This window comes from Corallococcus llansteffanensis, from assembly GCF_003612055.1.
GTDB classification, from domain to species: Bacteria; Myxococcota; Myxococcia; order Myxococcales; family Myxococcaceae; genus Corallococcus; species Corallococcus llansteffanensis.
Map to the genome: position 1 here is coordinate 1 of NZ_RAWB01000169.1, position 16,858 is coordinate 16,858.

15 protein-coding genes are annotated in these 16,858 nt (G+C 70.6%); 9 read left to right on the forward strand and 6 right to left on the reverse strand.

All coding sequences use genetic code 11. The features are described 5' to 3' along the window. Positions 1 to 134: 134 nt before the first annotated feature. The 3 genes from D7V93_RS17610 to trmB form a co-directional block, all read right to left on the reverse strand. Positions 135 to 548 carry a hypothetical protein gene (locus D7V93_RS17610; RefSeq protein ID WP_120644514.1) on the reverse strand — a complete coding sequence of 138 codons (414 nt, stop codon included), beginning with the start codon at positions 546 to 548 and terminating at the stop codon, positions 135 to 137. Positions 549 to 597: 49 nt separating this feature from the next. Then, complete coding sequence (locus tag D7V93_RS17615) at positions 598 to 1,641, reverse strand: diguanylate cyclase (protein WP_120644515.1); 1,044 nt, start codon at positions 1,639 to 1,641, stop codon at positions 598 to 600. Between the two features lie 141 nt (positions 1,642 to 1,782). After that, positions 1,783 to 2,403 carry a tRNA (guanine(46)-N(7))-methyltransferase TrmB gene (gene trmB / locus D7V93_RS17620; protein ID WP_120644516.1) on the reverse strand — a complete coding sequence of 207 codons (621 nt, stop codon included), beginning with the start codon at positions 2,401 to 2,403 and terminating at the stop codon, positions 1,783 to 1,785. A gap of 80 nt (positions 2,404 to 2,483) precedes the next feature. On the opposite strand from trmB, the gene D7V93_RS17625 reads away from it, so the two are divergent. The 6 genes from D7V93_RS17625 (at position 2,484) to D7V93_RS17650 (ending at position 10,870) form a co-directional block, all read left to right on the forward strand. After that, positions 2,484 to 3,413, forward strand: coding sequence for a bifunctional riboflavin kinase/FAD synthetase (locus D7V93_RS17625; RefSeq protein WP_120644517.1), 930 nt, complete (start codon positions 2,484 to 2,486; stop codon positions 3,411 to 3,413). A gap of 261 nt (positions 3,414 to 3,674) precedes the next feature. After that, positions 3,675 to 5,375 (forward strand): type IV-A pilus assembly ATPase PilB, encoded by a 1,701-nt coding sequence (gene pilB / locus D7V93_RS17630; RefSeq protein WP_120610751.1) that lies wholly within the window; start codon positions 3,675 to 3,677, stop codon positions 5,373 to 5,375. A gap of 37 nt (positions 5,376 to 5,412) precedes the next feature. Beyond that, positions 5,413 to 6,525 carry a type IV pilus twitching motility protein PilT gene (locus D7V93_RS17635; RefSeq protein WP_120644518.1) on the forward strand — a complete coding sequence of 371 codons (1,113 nt, stop codon included), beginning with the start codon at positions 5,413 to 5,415 and terminating at the stop codon, positions 6,523 to 6,525. Between the two features lie 55 nt (positions 6,526 to 6,580). Further along, positions 6,581 to 7,837, forward strand: a complete 1,257-nt coding sequence (pilC, locus tag D7V93_RS17640; RefSeq protein WP_120644519.1) for a type IV pilus assembly protein PilC — start codon at positions 6,581 to 6,583, stop codon at positions 7,835 to 7,837. A gap of 28 nt (positions 7,838 to 7,865) precedes the next feature. Further along, positions 7,866 to 9,434: a two-component system sensor histidine kinase NtrB gene (locus D7V93_RS17645; protein ID WP_244237356.1), complete on the forward strand. Its 1,569-nt coding sequence runs from the start codon at positions 7,866 to 7,868 to the stop codon at positions 9,432 to 9,434. Beyond that, entirely contained in the window at positions 9,431 to 10,870 is a 1,440-nt protein-coding gene (locus D7V93_RS17650) for a sigma-54-dependent transcriptional regulator (RefSeq protein WP_279636924.1), read from the forward strand. Before D7V93_RS17645 ends, D7V93_RS17650 begins: the two co-directional genes overlap by 4 nt. A gap of 1 nt (position 10,871) precedes the next feature. Here the strand turns inward: D7V93_RS17650 and D7V93_RS17655 are convergent, their stop codons facing one another. Genes D7V93_RS17655 through D7V93_RS17660 form a run of 3 tightly spaced genes read right to left on the reverse strand, consistent with a single transcriptional unit; the run spans position 10,872 to position 13,895 of the window. Then, positions 10,872 to 12,245, reverse strand: a complete 1,374-nt coding sequence (locus tag D7V93_RS17655; protein ID WP_158623771.1) for an FAD-dependent oxidoreductase — start codon at positions 12,243 to 12,245, stop codon at positions 10,872 to 10,874. After that, positions 12,242 to 12,928 carry a class I SAM-dependent methyltransferase gene (locus tag D7V93_RS44970; protein WP_158623772.1) on the reverse strand — a complete coding sequence of 229 codons (687 nt, stop codon included), beginning with the start codon at positions 12,926 to 12,928 and terminating at the stop codon, positions 12,242 to 12,244. The genes D7V93_RS17655 and D7V93_RS44970 overlap by 4 nt, the downstream gene beginning before the upstream one ends. Next, positions 12,915 to 13,895 carry a glycosyltransferase family 2 protein gene (locus tag D7V93_RS17660; protein WP_158623773.1) on the reverse strand — a complete coding sequence of 327 codons (981 nt, stop codon included), beginning with the start codon at positions 13,893 to 13,895 and terminating at the stop codon, positions 12,915 to 12,917. The genes D7V93_RS44970 and D7V93_RS17660 overlap by 14 nt, the downstream gene beginning before the upstream one ends. Before the next feature lie 255 nt (positions 13,896 to 14,150). Between D7V93_RS17660 and rffA the strand changes: the two genes are divergently transcribed. The 3 genes from rffA to D7V93_RS17675 all read left to right on the forward strand — a co-directional run. Beyond that, positions 14,151 to 15,281: a dTDP-4-amino-4,6-dideoxygalactose transaminase gene (gene rffA, locus D7V93_RS17665; protein WP_120644522.1), complete on the forward strand. Its 1,131-nt coding sequence runs from the start codon at positions 14,151 to 14,153 to the stop codon at positions 15,279 to 15,281. Further along, positions 15,275 to 15,982, forward strand: a complete 708-nt coding sequence (locus D7V93_RS17670; RefSeq protein WP_208723051.1) for a WbqC family protein — start codon at positions 15,275 to 15,277, stop codon at positions 15,980 to 15,982. The genes rffA and D7V93_RS17670 overlap by 7 nt, the downstream gene beginning before the upstream one ends. A 99-nt stretch (positions 15,983 to 16,081) precedes the next feature. Further along, positions 16,082 to 16,858, forward strand: a 777-nt coding sequence (locus D7V93_RS17675; protein WP_147451214.1) for a hypothetical protein, incomplete at its 3' end; no start/stop codon positions are given.

Genomic DNA, 16,858 nt, shown 5'->3' on the forward strand with positions numbered 1-16,858 from the left:
GAGTCACCGGGCCCGTGCCGGGCGTCGTGCCCGGCCGGCGGATGACTTCGACTGCGGGGGCCACCACCCGCCGTGTCTTCCTATCGTTCACGGTTGTACGTTACCTGATACGCGGGGTCCGGGCATGCCCGGGCTCACGGCTGGGGGGATGCTGAAAAGTCCACCTTCCATCCGGACGGCTCCCTCACCATCCGGACCTCGCCCGACCTTCCCGCCGAGCGCACGACCACGGTCGCCTCGTCGCCCTCCTGGCGGAGCAGCGTGACTTCCTGAACATCGGGAGGCGCGGGGACATTCGCGAAGAACAGCGCGAGGGGCTCCGGCTTTACCATGCCCCCCGACGCGTCGCTCACCTGCTGGGCCCGTGCCTTGAGGACCTGCTGGGTGGGTTGGGAAAGCCCCGCGTAGGCCTTCGGCAGCTCGCCCCGCTGCACGTGCCGGTGGAAGGTCTGGTAGGCCCCCACGGGGGAATCCGGCTGGAGCCGGTTGCAGCCGCCCAGGGCCAGCAGGGCGAACAGCAGCCAGGTCGTCGTCGCGAGCGGGCGCATGGAGCCCCGGTTTAGGTCAAAGCGCCCCCGTGGGGAAGCGCGAGGTGCGTCAAGCCGCGTGCTGGTGGACCCGGTTGCGGCCCGTCCCCTTGGCTGAATAGAGGCTCACATCCGCCGCGCGCAGCAGCGCCTCCGTGCCCTGCAGGTCGTCCGAGGGCACCGTCGCGACGCCCAGCGACGCCGTCAGCTTCACCGTCTGGGCCACGCCGCCCGGGCCTGGCCAGGACAGCTCCAGCTTCTCGATGGCCTCCCGCACCCGCTCGCACGCCCGGAGCGCGTCCTGGGGGGCGGCCTCCGGCAGGAGCGCGATGAACTCCTCGCCGCCGTAGCGGGCCAGCAGGTCCACCTCCCGCAGCGTCGCGCGCGCCGTCTGGGCCACCGCGCGCAGCACCTCGTCACCAAAGGGGTGGCCGAAGGAGTCGTTGATGCGCTTGAAGTGGTCGATGTCCAGCATCACCAGCGACAGGGGCGAGCGGTACCTGCGCGAGCGCATGAACTCCTCGCTCAGCCGCTCCTCGAAGTAGCGCCGGTTGAAGAGGCCCGTGAGCGCGTCGGTGCGGCTGAGCGCCAGCAGCTCCTGACGGCGCCGGTCCAGCTCCCGGTTGGCCCACTCCAGCTCCCGGTTCTTCTCCACCAGCGCGTCCTGCAGCGCCTTGAGCCGCAGCATCGACTTCACGCGCGCGCCCAGCTCCAGCATGTCGAAGGGCTTCACCAGGTAGTCGTCCGCGCCCAGCTCCAGCCCCTCCACCTTGCCCGCCGCCTGCCGGGCCGTCATCAGGATGACGGGGATGAAGCCGAAGCCGCTCTCGGTGGCGTTCGCCTTGACGATGCGGCACACCTCCACGCCGCCCAGCCCCGGCATCTCCACGTCCATCACGATGAGATCCGGACGCCCCGCGCGGATGGCGGACAGCGCCTGGGCCCCGTCCAGCGCCTCGCGGAACACGTAGCCGTGCGGCGCCAGGCCCTCGCGCACGTGGCGCACCTGGGCCGGATCATCGTCCACGATGAGCACGGTGCGACCGGAGAAGTCGTTCGCGGGCCCGCTCCTCCGGGCGATCTCCAGCGTCCTCTTCCTCTCGGCCTCCGGCATGAGGTACCGCCCCCTGGGACACGGTCGTCGCCCACATCACAAGTGTCCCCGGGTACGGGAGCACGCTCTGGGATTCTCACCCGGTGAGAGGGGTGCTGCCAAGGGTCGCGCGGTGGAGGGCCCCCGCGGACGTTGACGGGTCTACGGTGCGGGCCTCACCAGCCGGGCGCGGTAGACGGGCTCCCCGGACGCCAGGTAGCGCCGCTCGCGCGTGGAGGGCACCTCCTCCGGGTCGTAGGGATGGAAGACGCCCGCGCCCAGCGGGTTGTGGAAGCCCGCCTCCTCCAGGATGCGGAGCATGGCCACGCCGCGGTCCTGCACGTCGGTGCGCATGTCGAAGCGGCCGCCGGGCTTGAGCAGGCCCAGCATCAGCTTCGCGAAGTCTGGCTGCACCACCGCCCGCTTGGCGTGCGAGCGCTTCCACCAGGGGTCCGGGAACTGGAGGTGGATGCCGTCCAGCGTCCCGGGGGCGAAGATGCGCGGCACCACGAAGCGCGCGTCGGATTCGATGACGCGCAGGTTCTTCAGGCCCAGCTTTTCGCCGCGCATCTGGGTGTCGCGCGCGTACTTCTTGCGCCACTCGAAGGCGACGAAGCGCACGCCCGGGTTGCGGCGGCAGTACTCCAGCGCGTGCCCGCCCGCGCCGGAGCCGATCTCCAGCTCCAGGGGCCCCGTGAAGCCGAACTCCGCGTCCCAGTCCGGGGGCGTTTCCAGGGGGACGAACTTGAGGCCGACCGGTTCGGGGAGCAGGGCAGGGCGCATGGCGGGAGCGGGCGCCTCTAACCATGGAGCCGCGTGGGTTGGCCAGGGCAAAAGCGCGCGCGGTGGTATAGGGAAGGGCCATGAAGGTCTTCCAGTCGGTGTCCGAGGCAGGCGGCCAGCTCCACGGACAGGCCGTCGCGCTGGGCAACTTCGACGGCGTGCATGTGGGCCACCAGGCCCTCTTCGCGGAGGCCGTGCGCCATGCCCCCGCCGCCGCGCTCACCTTCCAGCCCCATCCGGGCAAGGTGCTCCAGCCGGAGCTCGCGCCCAAGCTCATCACCCTGCTGCCGCGCAAGCTGGAGCTGCTCGCGGCGTGCGGCCTCACCAGCGTCGTGGTGCAGCCCTTCACCCGCGACTACGCGCGGACCTCCCCGGCGGACTTCGAGGCCGCGCTGCTGGACGTGCTGGGCGCGGGCCACCTCGTGGTGGGCAGCGACTTCACCTACGGCGTCGCCCGCGCGGGCACCGTCACCACCCTGCGCGAGGCCGCCGCGAAGCGGGGCGCACACGTCCACGTCGTCCAGCCCGTGCACGTGGACGGCGTCGTCGCGTCCTCGTCGCGGATCCGCGAGTACATCCTGGAGGGGCGCGTGGGAGCGGCCCGGCGCCTGCTCGGTCGCCCGTTCGACCTGGACGGCACCGTGGTGGCCGGGGCGGGGCGCGGGCGCACCATCGGCTTTCCCACCGCCAACGTGGACACCCAGAACGAGCTGCGGCCCGCGCCCGGCGTGTACGCCATCCGCGCGCGCCTCAAGGCGGAAGGGGACGGCGGCCCGTGGCGGCCGGGCGCGGCCAACATCGGCGTGAAGCCCACCTTCGGCGGCACGGAGGTCACCATCGAGGCGCACCTGCTGGACTTCTCTGGCGACCTCTATGGTCAGGAGCTGCGGGTGCAGTTCCTGGAGCGCCTGCGGCCCGAACAGCGCTTCGGCTCCGCCGCGGAGCTGGTGGGTCAAATCAAGCGCGACGTGGAGGCCGCCCGCACCGTGGTGGCCCGCGGAGACGGGTGACCGGCGGCGCCAGGGGGGAGAGCCTTTTCCGCCACGCCGGACGCGTTCCTGCGTGAAGGACGGGCCGTGCGGGCCCGGAGGCGGACAGCAAGGAGGCACGCGAGGGCGCCTTGACAGGCCGCGCATCGGTTTCCTCTAATCCAGGAGGATCCGTGCCAGGGCGTCAGGCCCCTGTCGCACGCCCCCATCCCCCCACAAGGTCCCCGCAGCTGGCCGGGGGTCTGGCTGTCCCCTCCTCACGCTCAAAGAGGCATCCCAGAAATGTCCGGTCGACTCGGTGAATTGCTGGTGCGCGAGAACCTCATCTCCGTCCAGCAACTCCGCAAGGCGCAGGAGGAGCAGCAGAAGAGCGGCGCGCGCATTGGCACCGCGCTCATCAAGACGGGCGCCATCGAGGAGTCGAAGCTCACCGACTTCCTGTCGAAGCAGTACGGCGTGCCCGCCATCAACCTGAAGGACTTCGACATTGATCCGGACATCATCAAGCTCGTGCCCAAGGAAGTGGCCGAGAAGCACCTGGTGATCCCGGTCAACCGCGCGGGCCCGTCGCTCATCGTCGCCATGTGCGACCCGTCCAACATCTTCGCGGTGGACGACCTGAAGTTCCTCACCGGCTACAACATCGAGGCCGTCGTCGCCTCGGAGATCTCCATCCGCGAGGCCATCGAGCGCTACTACGCCGAGAAGGGCCCCTCGATGGAGGACATCGTCGGCGACGTGGGCGACGACATCGAGGTCGCCAAGGAGGAGCAGGAGAACCTGGATGAGATGGCCAAGGCCGCGGACGACGCGCCGGTGGTCAAGCTCGTGAACCTCATCCTCATGGACGCCATCAAGAAGCGCGCGTCCGACATCCACATCGAACCGTACGAGAAGGACTTCCGGGTCCGCTTCCGGATCGACGGCGTGATGTACGAGGTGATGCGCCCGCCCATGAAGCTGCGCAACGCCATCACCAGCCGTCTGAAGATCATGGCCTCGCTCGACATCTCCGAGCGCCGCCTGCCGCAGGACGGTCGCATCAAGATCAAGATTGGCGGCGGCAAGGAGATGGACTTCCGCGTGAGCGTGTGTCCCACGCTCTTCGGCGAGAAGGTCGTGATGCGCTTGCTCGACAAGAGCAACCTGCAGCTCGACATGACCAAGCTGGGCTTCGACGCGACGCCCCTGGCCTGGTTCAAGGAGGCCATCGACCGGCCCTACGGCATGGTGCTGGTGACGGGCCCCACGGGCTCCGGCAAGACGACGACGCTGTACTCCGCGCTCGCCAGCCTCAACGACGTGGGCACCAACATCTGCACCGCGGAGGACCCGGTCGAATTCAACTTCGCCGGCATCAACCAGGTGCAGATGCATGAAGACATCGGCCTGAACTTCGCCGCCGGCCTGCGCTCGTTCCTCCGCCAGGACCCGGACATCATCATGATCGGTGAGATCCGCGACTTCGAGACGGCGGAGATCGGCGTCAAGGCCGCGCTCACCGGCCACCTCGTGCTCTCCACGCTGCACACCAACGACGCCCCCGGCACGGTGAGCCGTCTGCTCAACATGGGCATCGAGCCGTTCCTCGTGACGGCGTCGCTCAACCTCATCCTCGCCCAGCGTCTGGCGCGCCGGCTGTGCCCCGCGTGCAAGCGCCCCGCGGAGAAGGTGGACGAGCAGGCCCTCATCGACGCGGGCATCCCCCCGGACAAGATGGGCACCTTCACGATGTACGAGAAGGTCGGCTGCCGCGACTGCAACGACCGCGGCTACCGGGGCCGCGTGGCCATCTACGAGGTCATGCCCTTCTGGGACGGCCTCAAGGAGCTGGTCATCAACGGCGGCAGCGCCGCGGAGCTCAAGCAGGAGGCCATCCGGCTGGGCATGAGCAGCCTTCGCATGAGCGCGCTGCGCAAGCTCATGGACGGCATGACGACGCTCGAAGAGGTCGTGGGCAACACCGCGCCGGACCGCTTCTAAGTCGTACCCACTTTTTTCTCCGACAGGACACGCATCCGTGGCCAACCTGCACCAGCTCCTCAAGGCGATGGTCGAGAAGGGCTCTTCCGACCTCCACATCACCACCGGCTCGCCGCCGCAGCTCCGCGTGGACGGTGAACTCGTCCCGCTCAAGACGGCGCCGCTCACCCCCGTGGAGACGAAGCAGCTCTGCTACTCCATCCTCACGGACGCGCAGAAGCACAAGTTCGAGGAGGAGAACGAGCTGGACCTGTCGTTCGGCGTGAAGGGCCTGTCACGCTTCCGCGCGAACATCTTCATGCAGCGCGGCGCCGTGGCCGGCGCCTTCCGCACCATTCCGTTCAAGATTTTGACGTTCCAGGAGCTGGGCCTGCCGCCGGTGGTCGCGGAGCTGGTGAAGAAGCCGCGCGGCCTCATCCTGGTGACGGGCCCCACGGGCTCCGGCAAGTCCACCACGCTGGCCTCGATGATCGACAAGATCAACACCGAGCGTCATGAGCACATCATGACCATCGAGGACCCCATCGAGTACCTGCACCCGCACAAGAACTGCCTCGTGAACCAGCGCGAGGTGGGCGCGGACACGCGCAACTTCAAGACGGCCCTCAAGTACATCCTCCGCCAGGACCCGGACGTGGTGCTGGTGGGTGAGTTGCGCGACCTGGAGACCATCGAAGCGGCGCTCACCATCGCGGAGACGGGCCACATCTGCTACGCGACGCTGCACACCAACAGCGCGGTGCAGACCATCAACCGCGTGCTGGACGTGTTCCCGCCGTACCAGCAGCCGCAGGTGCGCGCGCAGCTCTCCTTCGTGCTGGAGGGCGTGATGAGCCAGGCGCTGGTCGCCAAGGCGGGCGGCCCGGGCCGCGTGCTGGCCCTGGAGGTCATGGTGCCCAACCCCGCCATCCGGAACCTCATCCGCGAGGACAAGGTCCACCAGATCTACTCGTCCATGCAGGTCGGTCAGGCGAAGTACGGCATGCAGACGTTCAACCAGGCGCTGGCCGCGCTCCTGGCGCGTCGCCTCATCAACCAGGACGAGGCGTTCGGCCGTTCTTCCGACCCGGAAGAGCTGCGCAACATCCTCGCCACGGGTGGCGCGCCGGGCGGAGCCCAGCGGCCGGCCGGAGGAGCGGGTGCCCGTTAGTTTTCCGGCGTGAATTTCATGGTTTAGACTCGGCGCCCTCCCCGGAGGTCCAGGTATGGCAGCACCAGCGGTCCAGCAGAAGGCGACAGCATCCAAGAAGAATACGGCCCAGTTCCTCTGGGAGGCCAAGACCAAGAGCGGGGAGAACAAGAAGGGCGAGATGGAGGCCATGGACGTGGAGGCGGTCAACGCCCGCCTCAAGTCCCTCGGCCTCAACCCGACGAAGGTGCGCAAGAAGAGCACCTTCGACATGGAGCTGTCGCTTCCGGGCCTGGGCGGGGTCACCGGCAAGGACATCCTCATCTTCACCCGGCAGTTCGCGACGATGATCGACGCGGGTCTGCCGCTGGTGCAGTGTCTGGACATCCTCGCCAGCCAGATGGACAACCCCTCCTTCAAGAAGGTGGTGTTCGCCATCAAGGGCAAGGTGGAGCAGGGCAGCACCTTCGCGGACGCGCTGAAGGAGCACCCCAAGGTCTTCGACGAGCTCTACATCCAGCTGTGCGCCGCGGGCGAGGTGGGCGGTATCCTCGACACCATCCTCAACCGGCTCGCCGCCTACCGCGAGAAGAACGAGAAGCTCAAGTCCAAGGTCAAGGGCGCCATGACCTACCCGTCGGTGGTCATCCTGGTGGCCATTGGCGTGACGGCGCTCCTGCTCCTCAAGGTGACGCCCGTCTTCGAGAAGATGTTCGCGGACTTCGGCTCGCAGCTGCCGGGCCCCACGCAGGTCGTCGTGGACATGTCGAAGTTCGCCCAGGCGTACTTCATCCACACCGTGGTGGGCATCGCCGCGTTCGTCTTCTTCTTCGGCTGGACCTACCGCCAGCCGAAGGGCCGCAAGTTCTGGGACAAGACGTTCCTCAAGCTGCCCCTGTTCGGCGACGTGCTGCGCAAGGTGGCGGTGGCGCGCTTCACCCGCACGCTGGGCACGATGATCTCCTCCGGCGTGCCCATCCTGGACGCGCTCGACGTGACGGCGAAGACGGCCGGCAACCGCACGGTGGAAGAGGCCATCTACTACGTGCGCGGGAAGATCTCCGAGGGCAAGAACATCGCGGGTCCGCTGCTGGAGACCAAGGTGTTCCCGTCCATGGTGGTGCAGATGATTGGCGTCGGTGAAGCGACGGGCGCCATGGACACCATGCTCAACAAGATCGCCGACTTCTACGACGACGAAGTGGACGCGGCCATCGGCGCGCTGACGTCGATGATCGAACCCCTGCTGATGGTGTTCCTCGGCGGCGTGGTCGGTGGCTTCCTCATCGCCATGTACCTGCCCATCTTCTCGCTTGCCGGCGCGATCAAGTAGCGCCATCGCAGGACGCCCGGCGCGAGACGTGGCCCCCGGGCTGCGCTCGCGCCTGGTGTGGCTGGTGTTGTTCCGCACCGTGGCGACGAGCCTGTCGCTGGTCGTCACGGTCGTGCGGTTGCTGACCCAGCCGGCGCAGGAGCCCAGCCGCGCGGACTCGCTGTCGTTCGCGGTCATCGCGGGCGCCTACCTCCTCACGGTGGTGACGGGCCTGCGCCTGCGCCGGGGCACCGCGGGGCGCCTGGACGCCACGGTGCAGGTGGTGGGCGACGTGCTCATCGCCTCCGGGCTCGTGTACCTGAGCGGCGGGGCGGAGTCGCCGCTCACGTTCCTCTACAGCCTGGCCGTCATTGGCGCGGCGGTGGTGCTGGACTGGCGGGGCGCGCTGGTGGCCGCGGCCGTCTCCACGTTCGCCTTCACCGCGCTCCTGCTCATCATCCGGCTCACCACGCCCGTGGACGACCTCGTCGAGTCGCCCTCGCGGGTGCTCTTCGTGCTGGGCAGCAACGCGCTGGCGCTGAGCCTCATCGCCGTGCTGTCCGGCTACCTGTCGCGCCAGCTGTCCGCCGCCGGCGGCGCGCTGTCGCAGAGCGAGGCGGACCTGCGCCGGCTGGGGCGGCTGCAGCAGCTCATCCTGTCCTCCATGCCGTCGGGGCTCGTCACCTGCGACGTCGGACGGAGCGTCACCTTCCTCAACACCGCGGGCAGCATCATCCTCCAGACGGACGCCTTCGCGTGCGTGGGGCAGCCCCTGGAGAAGCTCCTGCCGGGCGTGTCCTCGCTGGCGCCGCGCTTCATCCGCGGGGAGCTGCCGGTGCAGACGCCCGGCGGCAAGCGGGTGCTGGGCCTGTCGGTGTCGCCGCTGGAGGGCGAGGCGGGCGCGCTGCTCATCGTCTTCCAGGACCTCACCGAGCTGCGGCGCATGGAAGAGGACCTGAAGCGCACGGACCGGCTGGCGAGCCTGGGCGCCCTGTCCGCGCAGCTCGCGCACGAAATCCGCAACCCGCTGGCCTCCATGCGGGGCTCCGCGCAGCTGCTCGCCCAGGACCCGTCGAGCGACGCGGTGGTGCAGAAGCTCACCGGCATCCTCATGCGCGAGTCGGACCGGCTGGGGCGGCTGGTGGAGGACTTCCTGCGCTTCGCCCGGCCGCCGGAGCCCCAGCGTCAGCAGGTGGCGCTGGACGCGCTGCTGGCGGAGACGGTGGACATGCTGCGCGTGGACCCCCTGGCGCGCGAGGTGCGGATGGAGCTGCAGGCGCCGGAGGCCCTGGTGGCGTCGGTGGACCCGGATCAGCTCCGCCAGGTGCTCATCAACCTGGTGCGCAACGGCTGCCAGGCGGCGGGGCCGAAGGGCATGGTGCGGGTGGCCCTGGCGCGCGCGGACGGGGAAGCGCAGATTCGCGTGTGGGACTCGGCCGGCAGCATCACGGAGGAGATGATGGGACACCTGTTCGAGCCGTTCTTCACCACCCGCAACGGCGGCACCGGGCTGGGGCTGTCCACCGCGCACTCCATCCTCCGCGCGCACGGCGGCACCATCCGCGTGACGTCCCACCCGGCCGAGGGCACCGAGTTCCTGGTGGGGTTGCCGCTGTGACGCCGCCCCTGGCCCATGACGGCGGCCCGCGCGGCCACGTGCTGGTGGTGGACGACGAGCTGTCCATGCGCGAGTACCTGGAAATACTCCTCGTGCGCGAGGGCTACGCGGTGACGAGCGTGCCCGCGGTGGCGGCCGCCTGCGACGTGCTGGCGAAGGACTCGGTGGACCTGGTCATCTCCGACATGAAGCTGGGCCCCGGCGGCAGCGGCCTGGACGTGCTCCGCGCGGCCCGCGCGCGCAAGGAGCCGCCGGAGGTGGTGCTCATCACCGCGTTCGGCACGCCGTCCTCCGCGGTGGAGGCGATGCGCGAGGGCGCGTACGACTACATCTGCAAGCCCTTCGACAACGAGGAGCTGCGGCTGCTGGTGCACAAGGCGCTGGAGAAGCGCGCGCTGCGCCAGGAGAACAGCACGCTGAAGGCGCGGCTCTTGCCCGGCCTGGGCGGCCTGCTGGTGGGCAACAGCCCCCGCATGCGTGCCTTGTGGCAGCTGGTGGAGAAGGTGGCTCCGGGGCGCAGCACGGTGCTGGTGACGGGGGAGAGCGGCACCGGCAAGGAGCTGGTGGCGCGCGCCGTCCACCTGAGCGGGCACCGCGCCGCGCAGCCCTTCCTGCCCTTCAACTGCGCGGCCCTCAACGAGGGCGTGCTGGAGAGCGAGCTGTTTGGCCACATGCGCGGCTCCTTCACCGGCGCCACGCACGAGCGGCACGGGCTGCTGCTGTCCGCGGGCGAGGGCACGGTGATGCTGGACGAAGTGGGGGAGATGCCCCTGTCCACGCAGGTGAAGCTCTTGCGCGTGTTGCAGGAGCGCAAGGTGAAGCCCGTGGGCAGCGCGGCGGAGATTCCCTTCCACGCGCGCGTCATCGCCGCCACCAACCGCCGGCTGGAGGCGGAGGTGAAGGCGGGCCGCTTCCGCGAGGACCTCTTCTACCGGCTCAACGTCATCACGCTGGAGTTGCCCCCCTTGCGCGAGCGGCCGGAGGACATCCCGCACCTGGCGGGGTTCTTCCTCTCCCGGCTGGCGGAGGAGCTGGGGCGCCCCAGCCTGCGCTTCGCGCCGGAGACGCTTTCGCTGATGGAGCGCTACGCGTTCCCGGGCAACGTGCGCCAGCTGCAGAACATGGTGGAGCGCGCGGCCACGCTGTCGGACTCGGACATGCTGGGCCCCACGACGCTGCCGCCCTCGGTGCGCGGCGAGGCGGAGCCCACGGCGCGCACGGGCGAGGGCGGGGAGCCGGTGCTGGGGCCAGGGTTCAACCTGGAGCGGCACCTGGACGACAACGAGCGCCGTCACCTGCTGGCCGCCCTCAAGCAGGCGCAGGGCGTGAAGACGCGCGCCGCGGAGCTGCTGGGCCTGTCCTTCCGCTCGTTCCGCTACCGGCTGGCGAAGCACGGCCTCACGGACGAGCTGGACGAGCCGACGCCCCGGGCGTGAGTCACAGCCCGAGCACCGCGCGCGCCTCGTCCGCCGCCTCCAGGCCCATGCGCCAGTTGGCGTCCTGGCTGTTGTAGGAGAACTGCCCGCCCCGGCCGATGTTGCCCAGCCGCTCGAAGCCCCGCAGGTGCTCGCGCAGCGGCCGCAGCACCTCCTGGTACCCGGGCCGGTAGACGGGGAAGCACCGGGGCAGCCGCACCACGTGGCCGCGCTCCACGCGCGCGCCCCGGGACAGGCCCGTGGCCGCGAGCTCCCGCTTCGCCAGCGCCACCAGCTCCGCGTCCGGCAGGGCCCACAGGGGCTCCTCGTGCGAACACCAGTACTCCAGGCACAGGACGGTGGCGGGCTCGGCGCCGTGGAGCTGGGGCACCCAGTTGCGGAAGTTGGTGATGCGTCCCACGCGCACCGAAGGCGTGTGCATCTCCAGCCACGAGTGGGGGAACAGCCCGGTGGCCTGGACCTCCAGGTACACCAGCACGTTGCTGCGGAAGCTGAGCACGTCCTTCGCGCGGCGCAGGTGCTCGCGCACCTCCCCGGGCAGCTCCGGCAGCTGCGCCACCAGCGGGGCCAGGGGAGCGCTGGACACCACGTAGTCATAGGGCTCGTGGCCCCGCGCGGTGCGCAGGCCCATCACCTTGCGGCCCTGGACCTCCAGCGCTTCCACCCGACTGTTCAGGTGCACCACGCCCCCGTGCGCGCGCACGGCCTCGGCCATCCGCTCGTACACCATGCCGGTGCCGCCGACGGGGTAGGGGAAGTCCTGCGTCACCTCCTTCACCGCGCCGGCCTTCGCGTTGTCCCACTGCGCGCGCAGCGCGTTGAGCACCGTCGTCACCAGCGACGCGTCCTTGCTGGCCGGGCCCGCCAGGTCCGCGTCCAGCTCGCGCAGCGGCACGCCGAAGAACTTCTCGTTGTAGTCGCGGAAGAACTGCGCGTAGACGCGCGGGCCGAAGTGCCGCACCAGCCAGGCCTCGAAGGTGCGCACCTCCTCGCGCGGACGCGCCTGCTGGCGCGCGAAGCTGAGCACGCACCGGGCGGACTCCAGCACCCCCACCTTGCGCACCACGTCCGTGACGCGCAGCGGGTAGTGGAGGATGTGGCCGTCGCGGAAGACGCCGGGGTGGGCCCGCACGAGTCCCCAGTCGTTGCCCAGCACCTCCCGCCACAGCGCCTGGATGCGCGCGTCCTGGGTGTGGAAGCGGTGCGGGCCCAGGTCCACGCGCTGGTTCCACAGCTCGAGCGTGCGGGACAGGCCGCCCACCGTCGGGCCGGCCTCGTGCACCTCCACGCGCGCGCCGGTCTGGGAGAGCGCGTAGGCGGCCGTGAGGCCCGCGGGCCCCGCTCCCACCACCGCGATGCGGGGGGGCGTGCTCACGGCGGGGCGGCCCGGAAGTAGCGGGCGAAGGCTGGGTCCGTGTACCGCGTCCGGACGTATTCGGGCCGGTGGACGCGCAGGGTGTACTCGTACAGCGGGCCGCCCGCGTCCAGCTCCCAGAAGCGGCTCAGGTGGCCCACCACGAAGTCGAGCAGCGCGCCGGGCGGCTGGTAGTAGAGGTCCGCCCGCGTGTATTCGGGGTCGTGGTAGCTGGTGAGGAAGTTCACCGCGAAGCCCCGGGTGCACAGCGCGAACATGGCGCCCAGCATGCCGTGCACGAAGCCGCGCCAGGCCTCCGGCGACGCGGACAGCCGCACGTTGAAGGTGCCCGACAGCGTCAGGTAGTCGTAGCGCTCCGGAGGCAGCGCCGCGACGATGTCGCGCGTGTGGAAGCGCCCGGCGGGGAACTTGGCCGCGCAGGCCTCCACGAAGCCCGGGTGGACGTCGCTGCCGGAGTAGCCCGCGCGCGGGTGGTGGGCCTGGAGGAACTCGCCGAAGTGGCCCATGCCGCAGCCCACCTCGTGCACGGTGAAGTCCCCCGGCTCGTGCGCGAACACGCGGGCGAGCCGGTGGAAGCGCTCGTACTGGGTGGCCTGGTCCCGGTGCGACAGGGCCCGCGGGTCGTCTCCGTACTGCTCCAGCAGCGCCCCGTAGAAGGCGCGCTGCTCCTCAGCGATGTCCATGCCCATGGGGTGATCCGCTCGCCGCCGCCCCGGTCGGTCGCGGCCCCGGGGCGCGCGCCTCCCGCTCGTCCGTGACGGCGCGCACCACGGACTGGGGCTTCTGGTTGATCTGCAGGAAGATGCGCGTCACGTACTCGGACAGGATGCCCACGCCCAGCAGCGTCACGCCCGACGAGAAGAGCACCGCGATGGCCAGCGACGCCCAGCCGGGGACGGTGATGGTGCCGGTGAACTTGGAGACGAGCACCGCCACGCCGGCGAGGCCGGACAGGGCCGACAGCACCACGCCGCCCACGGACGCGAGCCGCAGCGGGAAGGTGGCGTAGTTGAAGAGCAGGTTGAAGAAGACCTGCACCAGCTTGCGCAGCGTGTAGGAGCTGCGCAGGCCCTCCGGGTGCTCGTGGCGCACGGGAGTGGAGCGGATGCGGTCCGTCACCCACGACAGGTAGATGTCCAGGATGATGTCGTGGCGCTCGCTGCGCGCCACCTCCGCCGCGACCGGCCCGGAGATGAGCCGGAAGGCGGAGATGTCGAAGTCCACCTGCATCACCCGCCGGGGAATCACCATGATGAGCCGCGACGCCCAGGTGCGCCAGCCGGGCCCCTGCCGCGCCTGGGGGATGCCGTAGACGACGTCCGCGTCCGTCTCCTCCGCGCGGGCCCGCAGCGCGGCGATCTCCTCCGGGGGGTTCTGCAGGTCCTCGTCCAGGGTCACCACCCAGCGGCCCCGCGCATGGCGGAAGCCGCGCACGGTGGCGTTGTGCTGGCCGTAGTTGCGCATGAGCTGCACGCCCCGGATGCGCCCGTCGCCCGCGCACAGCCCCTGGATGCACGTCCACAGCGCGGGCCGCGCGCTGTCGTCCACCAGGATGATCTCGAACGTGTCGCCGCGCGCTTCCAGCGCCCGCACCAGCCGGTCGCACAGCTCCGGCAGCGACGCCTCCCCCCGGAAGCAGGGAATGACCACGGAGACGTCGACGGAGTCGGGGCGCATGCGGGGAGGGGAGGCGAACTCTAGCGTCTCCCTCCGCGGAAGGGGGGATGGCGAGCGGGGCCGCGCGAGGCCCGGGCATCCCGTCCGCAGGCAGGCCTGGCGGGCGAGGGGCGCGGTGGCGGCCTGGCGGTGGCTCTCTGTCGGTGCCGGCGCGCCCCGAAGGTGCGCTAGCCTTCGCAGTACCCGGCCGGGCTCTTCGCGCGGAAGGGCCCTTCGGGACCCGACCCCATGACCATTCCCTTCAATCGGCTGGCGATGCTTGGCGGCGAGGCGAAGTTCATCGAGGAGGCGCTCGCGAAGAGCCACCTCATGGGGGACGGGGGCTTCACGAAGAAGTGCCACGCGGTGCTGGAGGAGGCGCTGCCGGGGAGCAAGGCGCTGCTCACCACCTCCTGCACGCACGCGCTGGAGATGGCGGGCCTGCTGCTGGACGTGAAGCCGGGGGACGAGGTCATCGTCCCGTCCTTCACCTTCGTCTCCACCGCCAACGCCTTCGCGCTCCGGGGCGCGCGCATCGTCTTCGCGGACGTGCGCCCGGACACGCTCAACCTGGACGAAGCGAAGCTGGAGGCGCTCATCACCCCGCGCACGCGGCTCATCGTCCCGGTGCACTACGCGGGCGTCGGCTGTGAGATGGACGCCATCCTGGCCATCGCCGCGCGCCATGGGGTGCCGGTGGTGGAGGACAACGCGCACGGCCTCTTCGGCACCTACCGGGGCAGGCCCCTGGGCACGCTGGGGACCTTCTCCACGCTGAGCTTCCACGAGACGAAGAACATCAGCTGCGGCGAGGGCGGGGCGCTGCTCATCAACGACGCGCGCCACGCGGAGCGCGCGGAGATCATCCGCGAGAAGGGCACCAACCGCAGCCGCTTCTTCCGGGGCCAGGTGGACAAGTACACGTGGGTGGACATCGGCTCCAGCTACGTCATGTCGGACCTGCTGGCGGCCTTCCTCTACGGGCAGCTCGTCGCGCGCGAGCACGTCCAGGCCCGCCGCCGGGCGCTCTGGGACACCTACCACCGCGAGCTGGCGTCCTGGGCCCAGGCGCAGGGCGTGACGGTGCCGCACGTGCCCGCCCACTGCGAGCAGGCCTTCCACATGTACTACCTGCTGATGCCGTCGCTGGACGCGCGCACGCGCTTCATCGCGCACCTGCGCGCGCAGGACATCAACGCCGTCTTCCACTACCTGCCCCTGCACGTGTCGGACATGGGCCAGCGCTACGGGGGGCGGGCGGGAGACTGCCCGGTGACGGAGGACGTGAGCGACCGGCTGGTGCGGCTGCCCTTCTTCACCACCATGACGGTGGAGGAGCAGGCCCGGGTGCTCGGCGCCGTCAGGGACTTCCGGTGCTGAAGCCGCGGCACACGGTGGCCATCCTCCAGTCCAACTACCTGCCGTGGAAGGGCTACTTCGACATCATCCACGACGTCGACACGTTCATCTTCTACGACGACGTGCAGTACACGCACCGCGACTGGCGCAATCGCAACCGGGTCAAGACGGCGCAGGGGCCGCTGTGGCTGACGGTGCCGGTGGGCTCGAGCACGGACCGGCGCATCTGCGACGTGCGCATCGAGGACGCGGGCTGGGCGCGCCGGCACTGGGAGACGCTGCGCCACCTGTACGGCCACGCGCCCCACTTCGCGCGCCACGCACCGCTGCTCCAGGAGACGTACCTGGAGCGGCGGTGGACGCACCTGTCGGAGCTCAACCAGTTCCTCGTCCAGCGCATCGCCCGGGACGGCCTGGGCCTCACCACGCGCTTTCGCGACTCGCGCGAGTGGACGGTGCACGGCGCGAAGCAGGAGCGCATCCTGGAGCTGCTGCGCCAGGCGGGCGCCACGCACTACGTCTCCGGCCCCTCCGCGCGCGACTACCTGCGCCAGGAGGCCTTCGACGCGGCCGGCATCGTCCTCACCTACAAGGACTACGCGGGCTACCCGGAGTACCCCCAGGCCCATCCGCCCTTCGAACACGCGGTGACGGTGCTGGACGTGCTCTTCCAGCTGGGCCCGGAGGCCCCGCGCGCCATCTGGGGCTGGCGGGGCGGTTGAGGCCTGGGGCGCGGACGCCTTCCTGCCCGGCGTGCGGAGGCCGTCGCGGCTTTGCCGGGTGCGAGGCGAGTGTGCTACCCCCACCGGCAGATGACCCCGGTGCAAAGCAGTGCGTGGCGCACGTCCGTGGTGGCGGGCGGACTGGGCGTGTTCCTGGTGGCGGCCTTCTTCGGGCTGGCCCAGACGACCCCCGGGCTCCGCGTCGCCTTCCATCCCCCCTTCACGAACAGCACCCCCGGCGAGCTGTACCTCTGGCTGGGCCATGCGCTGCTGCTGGTGCCCGGGGGCGCGCTCCTGGGGCTGGCGCTGACGCCGCTGCTGTCCGGGCCCCTGGCGCGGCTGTGGCGGCGCGTGGAGGCCCTGGATGCGCGCGAGCGCCGGGCCGCCCTGCTGCTCCTGGGGGGCGTGGCGTTCGGGATGGCGCGGCTGGGACGCTTCTTCTTCCTGAGGGACTTCCCCGTCACGGATGACGAGCTGTCGGCCCGCTTCGGGGGGCAGGTGCTGGCGTCGGGCCACGTGCTGACGCCGCTCCTCCAGCCCGCGGATGCCCTGCCCGGCCTGTTCCTGTACGCGCGTGACGGGCTCGTCTCCAGCTTCGAGTGGCTGGGCCTGCAGGCCACGTGGGCGCTGAGCGAGCTGACCGGAACGGGCTCCCTGCTCTTCTCCCTGGCGGCCGCCGTGCCGGTGGTGGCGGTGGCCTGGGTGGCGACGCGCAGGCTGGGGGCCGCCTGGGGCGCGGTGGCCGCGCTGCTGGTGCTGCTGTCGCCCATGGCCGCGATGCTGTCCATGACGACGCACGGGCACCTGCTGTCGCGCGCGGCGCTGGCTCTCGCGGTGGTGGCGTACCTGCGCGCGGAGGAGCGGGGGGGCCGGGGG